General features: G+C 65.6%; 5 protein-coding genes. All 5 read right to left on the bottom strand.

Translation table 11 applies throughout. The annotated features are described in order from the left end of the window. A partial coding sequence (locus AAC023_RS13355) for a BlaI/MecI/CopY family transcriptional regulator (RefSeq protein WP_339741692.1) occupies positions 1–218 on the bottom strand: 218 nt, incomplete at its 3' end. A 52-nt stretch (positions 219–270) separates the two neighbouring features. Further along, positions 271–759 carry a hypothetical protein gene (locus AAC023_RS13350; RefSeq protein ID WP_339741691.1) on the bottom strand — a complete coding sequence of 163 codons (489 nt, stop codon included), beginning with the start codon at positions 757–759 and terminating at the stop codon, positions 271–273. 65 nt (positions 760–824) lie between these two features. Then, positions 825–4052, bottom strand: a complete 3228-nt coding sequence (locus tag AAC023_RS13345; RefSeq protein WP_339741690.1) for an error-prone DNA polymerase — start codon at positions 4050–4052, stop codon at positions 825–827. Then, positions 4049–4447 carry an endonuclease domain-containing protein gene (locus AAC023_RS13340; protein WP_339741689.1) on the bottom strand — a complete coding sequence of 133 codons (399 nt, stop codon included), beginning with the start codon at positions 4445–4447 and terminating at the stop codon, positions 4049–4051. The genes AAC023_RS13345 and AAC023_RS13340 overlap by 4 nt, the downstream gene beginning before the upstream one ends. A 5-nt stretch (positions 4448–4452) precedes the next feature. Next, a partial coding sequence (locus AAC023_RS13335) for a DUF6504 family protein (RefSeq protein WP_339741688.1) occupies positions 4453–5584 on the bottom strand: 1132 nt, incomplete at its 5' end.

The following is a 5584-nucleotide window of genomic DNA, read 5'->3' as shown; positions in this document are numbered from 1 at the left end:
GCGGTCTGGCGGTTGAGGCGCGGCAGATAGCGGATATCGCGGCCACGCTGCTGGCGCTCGACCGCACCCTTGCGGCGCAGGCGCTGCAGGATGGACAGCGTCGCACTGGCCGGTTGCCGGCTCGCCTGCGCCAGCTCGCTCACCGAGGCACCGCCACGATCCCATAGCAGGCGCATGGCGTGGGCTTCGTCTTCGCTCAGGCTTTGTGGCTCGCTCATGACCGCTCCCAATCTGCATCCGCTTGACCCGCTTCGCAACAGGTCAGGCGTGTCAGGGTTTTGTTTGCAAATGGCGCGCCGGAGGGGGCAAAAGCCTGACCCGGAACCAGGGGAAAAGGGCAAACAGACACTGTCCGGCCAGTCCGGTGACATGGCTGGGCTGATGGTAGAGCGCGAGATGCTGTTGCAGGCTGAGACCATTCATTCCGATTGAAAGTCCGGCCTCGGCGCCCAGCAACAGGACCAGTGCGATCACACCCATCACGATCGCGGCCCCCTCGCGGGCCGACAGCGAAAAGCGGGCCATCACGACGCCGCAGATCATCCAGGCCAGGGCGAGGATGACCGGGATTTCAACCAGCACCGCGCCCAGCCGGGTGAGGTTCGGGAGCGCATCCAGGGCGAGCGTGCGCAAGACGCCGAAGACGAAGCCAATCGCGAAAATGGCAGCAAAATAAACCGAGCCGGCCAGTACAGCGTCTTTCAGGCGGGGACCGGAAGGGGTGTGGTTGGCGGCCATGGTATCGAGTGTTCGGGACATGGCCGGAGTATTTCTGAAACACCGGCCGTAATGCAAGCGCGCGCAGGGACGTCTGGCTCAACCGCTCAATGAAAATCCCGGCTCTTCGGCAGCACATCCTCCAGCCTTTCCCCTTGCATGACACGGCGATAGATCCCGATCAGGCGGGGGTCATCCTGGGGGCGGGCGATTTCGTCGGCGTGGGCGAGGGCCTCGGCGAATTCTTCGCCATCGGCCAGCGCCGCGAGGCGCCAGCTTTGGTCGGTGATGCGGCTGGCGATGATGTGGATCACCTCGCCCTCCTTCTGCAGCCGGCCGGTGACGGCCATCAGTTTGGAGCGCATCACGATCTTGCGGTGACGTTCAAAGCATTTCGGCCAGACGATGATATTGGCGACGCCGGTCTCGTCTTCCAGCGTCGCGAAAATCACGCCCGAGGCCGAGCCGGGGCGCTGGCGTACTAGAACCAGGCCCGCCAGGCTGACCCAGCGGCCATCGCGCATATCGGTCAGTTGTCCGGCGCGGACATGGCCGCTCTCCTCCAGCTCAGACCGGAAAAAGCTCATCGGATGGGCTTTGAGCGACAGCCGCAGCGTCTTGTAATCCTGCGCCACTTCCTCGCCGGCGCTCATCTGTGGCAGGGCGGTGGCGGCCTCATGGCCGTATTCATCGGCGTGCTCGAACAGCGGCAGCGGCTTGCCGGCCTGGGCCAGCGCCGTCCAGCCGGCCTGGCGGCGGCCGAGCGCGATGGAGCCGAAGGCATCGGCATTGGCGAGCCGGTCCATCGTGCCGCGATCGAGGCGCGAACGGCGGGCCAGATCGGGGACGCTGGTGAAGGGACCGCCTTCGTTGCGTGCCGCGATCAGGCGCGCGGCGGCGGGCTCGCGCATGCCCTTGATCTGGCGCAGGCCGAGGCGCAGGGCGAAATGGGGGCCCGATTTGGCCGGCTCCAGCGTGCAGTCCCAGTCGGAATGATTGATGTCGGGCGGTCTCACCTCGACGCCGTGCTGGCGCGCATCGCGGACCAGTTGCGCCGGGGCGTAAAACCCCATCGGCTGGGCATTGAGGATCGCGGCGGCGAAGACGTCCGGGTAGTAGTGCTTCAGCCAGCAGGAGACATAGACGATCAGGGCGAAACTGGCGGCATGGCTTTCGGGAAAACCGTATTCGCCAAAGCCCTCGAGCTGTTTGAAACAGCGCTGTGCGAAATCGGGCTCATAGCCTTTCGCGATCATGCCCTTCATCAGCTTCTCACCCATTTCATGGATCGAACCGGAGCGCCGGAAGGCCGCCATCGAGCGGCGCAACTGGTCGGATTCGGCCGGGGTGAAACCGGCGGCGACAATCGCGATGCGCATCGCCTGTTCCTGGAAAAGCGGCACACCGAGCGTCTTGCCCAACACCTCCTCGAGCGCCCTTGACGGGTATTCCACCGCCTCCAGCCCCGAGCGGCGGCGCAGATAGGGATGCACCATATCGCCCTGGATCGGACCGGGCCGGACAATGGCGACCTCGATCACCAGATCGTAGAAACAGCGCGGCCGCAGGCGCGGCAGCATCGTCATCTGGGCCCGGCTCTCGATCTGGAACACCCCCACCGTGTCGGCCTTGCAGATCATGTCATAGACGGCCTCATCGGCCTGCGGGATCGAGGCCATGGTGAGGGGGCGGCCATAATGGCGCTCGATCAGGTCGAAGGCGCGGGCGACGCAGCTCAGCATGCCAAGGCCCAGCACATCGACCTTCATCAGGCCGAGCGCATCGATATCCTCCTTGTCCCATTCCAGCACCGTGCGGTCGGGCATGGCGGCATTGTGCAGCGGCACGATCTCGTCGAGCCGGCCCTGCATCATCACGAAACCGCCGGGATGCTGCGAGAGATGGCGCGGAAACCCCATCAGCTCGCGGGCATAATGCAGCGTCATCGCGATATCGGGCGTGTCGGGATCGAGGCCGAGTTCGGTACGGATACGGTTATCGGTGAGATCATCGGTCGACCAGCCCCACAGCGTCTTCGACAGGGCCGCGATGACATCGCCGGACAGGCCGAACACCTTGCCGACCTCGCGAATGGCACCGCGCGGCCGGTAGCAATTGACCGTTGCCGTCATGGCGGCGCGGCGGCGGCCGTATTTCTCATAGACATACTGGATCACCTCCTCGCGCCGCTCATGCTCGAAATCGACATCGATATCGGGCGGCTCGCCGCGTTCCGCCGAGACAAAGCGCTCGAACAACAGGTCGATCAGGGTCGGGTCGACCTCGGTAATGCCGATGGCGAAACAGACGGCTGAATTGGCCGCCGAGCCGCGCCCCTGGCACAGGATTCCCTGGCTGCGGGCGAAGCGGACGATATCGTGGACGGTGAGGAAATAGGCCGGGAAATCGAGGCTCTCGATCAGGGTCAGTTCATGGGCGATGGCGGCGGCGATCTTGTCCGGCGGACCATCCGGATAGCGCCGTTCCAGCCCCTCTGCGGTCAGCCGGCGCAGGGTCTGGGCCGGGCTTTCATGATCGCCGACCACTTCGCTGGGATATTGATAGACCAGTTCCTCGAGGCTGAAATTGATGCTGCCGGCGAGGGTGATGGTATTGGCGACGGCCGCCTCATAGCCGCGAAACAGGCGCGCCATTTCCTCCGGCGGTTTGAGATGGTGTTCGGCATTGGCGGCGATGAGATAGCCGGCCTGTTTGATCCTCACATGCTCGCGGATACAGGCGACGACATCGGCCAGCGGCTTGCGTTCAGGGACATGATAGAGCGCGTCATTCGTGGCGATGCAGTCCAGCCCGAGCCCGGCGGCGCACCGGGCCAGCCCGTGCAGGCGTTCGCCATCGCGGCCATCGAAACGGCGGCTCAGGGCGAGGTGATGGCTGGCCTGCGAGCGGGCGCAGAAGTCCGCTGCCCTGGCCTGCCAATCCGCATCCAGGGGATCGGGCGGCAGCAGGATGAAGACCTGGTCCTGTGAGGCCTCGACAATCTGTTCCAGCCATAGCTCGCATGTACCTTTCCTCGAGCGGAAATTGGCGTCGGTCAGCATGCGCGCCAGGGCGCCATAGGCGTGGCGGTGTCTGGGATAGGCGACCAGTTCGAAACCGCATGTGGTGACCAGTCTCACCCCGACCAGAAATTTGATCCCCGCCTCCTTTGCCGCGAGATGGCCGCGCACCGCGCCGGCAAAGGAATTGCGATCCGCCAGACCGATCGCCGCCAGGCCGAGCGCTTTCGCCTGGGCGACCATTTCATCGCCATGCGAGGCGCCGGTCAGGAAGGTGAAATTGCTGGCGGCGACCAGCTCGGCGAATGCGGTCACACGTGTTGTCCGGCGCGCGCAGCTGCGGTCTGACGGTCGGATTCCGGCGGCAGATGCCGGGTGATGGTGGCGATGACCTGGTCAAGCCGGTTGAAAACATCGGACTCGGCCAGCCGCAGCACGGTCCAGCCTTCATGCATCAGATCGAGCATGCGCCTACGGTCGCGTTGCAGCGCGTCGCCGGTCGGGCGCGGCCCGTCCTCAAGCTCGATCACCAGCTTGTGCCTGAGGCAGGCGAAATCGACGATATAGCCGCCGATTGGATGCTGACGCCGGAATTTATGGCCGCAAATCCGGCCGGCCCGCAGGCGTTGCCAGAGTATCCGGGCGGCCAGTGGCATGGTCTTGCGCCGGCGGCGGGCGATCTCGGTGGTGGTGAGGGGTGCGTGAGTCATATCCATCATGATGCTCCATGTACAAACCATTGCGGGTTAAGGGTCTCCGGGCCGTAGAGCCCGTCGCGGAAGAGCCAGAAACGGCGGCCTTCGACCGTCTCGATCCTGAAATAATCGCGGGTTTTCGGGCTGGCGCGGCCGGGCGGGCGCCACCATTCCGGGGCGAGGCGTTCGGGGCCTTCGGCCTGGCGCACCTGGTGGCGGGTGCGGCGCCAGACGAAGCTGCGCGGCGGGCCGTCGGGAATCTCCGCCACCGCTTCGGCCGGTTCCGGCCGGGCGAGGATGAGCAGCGGGCGTTCCGGCGTCAGCAGAAAAGCTTGCTGGCCACCCGCCTCGCGCAGCATCAGGGCGGCGCCGGATTGTACGGTGTCGGCGCTCCAGCCGGCAGCGCGTTCGGGGATATGGCTGTCGCGGCGGGCGGCGCGTTTGACGCGGGTCTCGCCGAGGCGGACGCTGAGCCGGTCGGTCAGGCGGGCGAAATCCTCGGCATCCAGTTGATCATCGCCGATCAGTCCGGACTGCTGGCCCGACAGGGGGTCGGTGGCGGTGGCATTGAGCTCGATGACATCAATACCGAAGCCGATATTGATTTCGGCGCGGTCGAGTTTCTCGTTGAACAGGCGGGCGATATGGGCCGGATCGCGGGCCGGCGCGGCGGTGCCGATGATCAAAAGATGGGTCTTGCCATCGACGCGAAACAGGTTGAGCTCGACCCGGCGCAGGCCGCGGCCCTCGGCCTCCAGATGCGCGCACAGCACCTCGGCCGTCTCGCGCACCGCCTGTTTGATGCCCTCCAGCAAAAGCAGGGCATCGGCAAAGCGCATCCGGGCGCGAAACGGGGTTTTCGGCTGTAACGGATTGAGGGTCTCGTCTTGAAGCCCGCGCGCCTGGTCGAGGCGGCGGACCAGATCGGGACCGAAACGCCGCGCCAGATTGGCGCGCGGCAGATGGGCGATGTCGCCGACACGCTTGAGGCCGAAACGGCGCAGTTTTGCCGCCGTATCGCCAATGCGCAGGCCTTCGACGGGCAGGTTATGCAGGCTGGACGAGACATCATCGGCGATCAGCCAGCCGGTGGGGACCCGCCGCGCCGGAAAGCGCGCCAGACCCCAGGCGAGACCGATGGTCGGGGCGATG

It is taken from the genome of uncultured Maricaulis sp. (assembly GCF_963976135.1).
GTDB lineage: Bacteria > Pseudomonadota > Alphaproteobacteria > Caulobacterales > Maricaulaceae > Maricaulis.
This window is presented reverse-complemented; position numbering and strand designations above follow the sequence as displayed.

Coding starts and splice junctions, on each gene's coding strand:
- AAC023_RS13350 (WP_339741691.1), bottom strand. CDS start 759: ATGTCCCGAACACTCGATACCATGGCCGCCAACCACACCCCTTCCGGT.
- AAC023_RS13340 (WP_339741689.1), bottom strand. CDS start 4,447: ATGACTCACGCACCCCTCACCACCACCGAGATCGCCCGCCGCCGGCGC.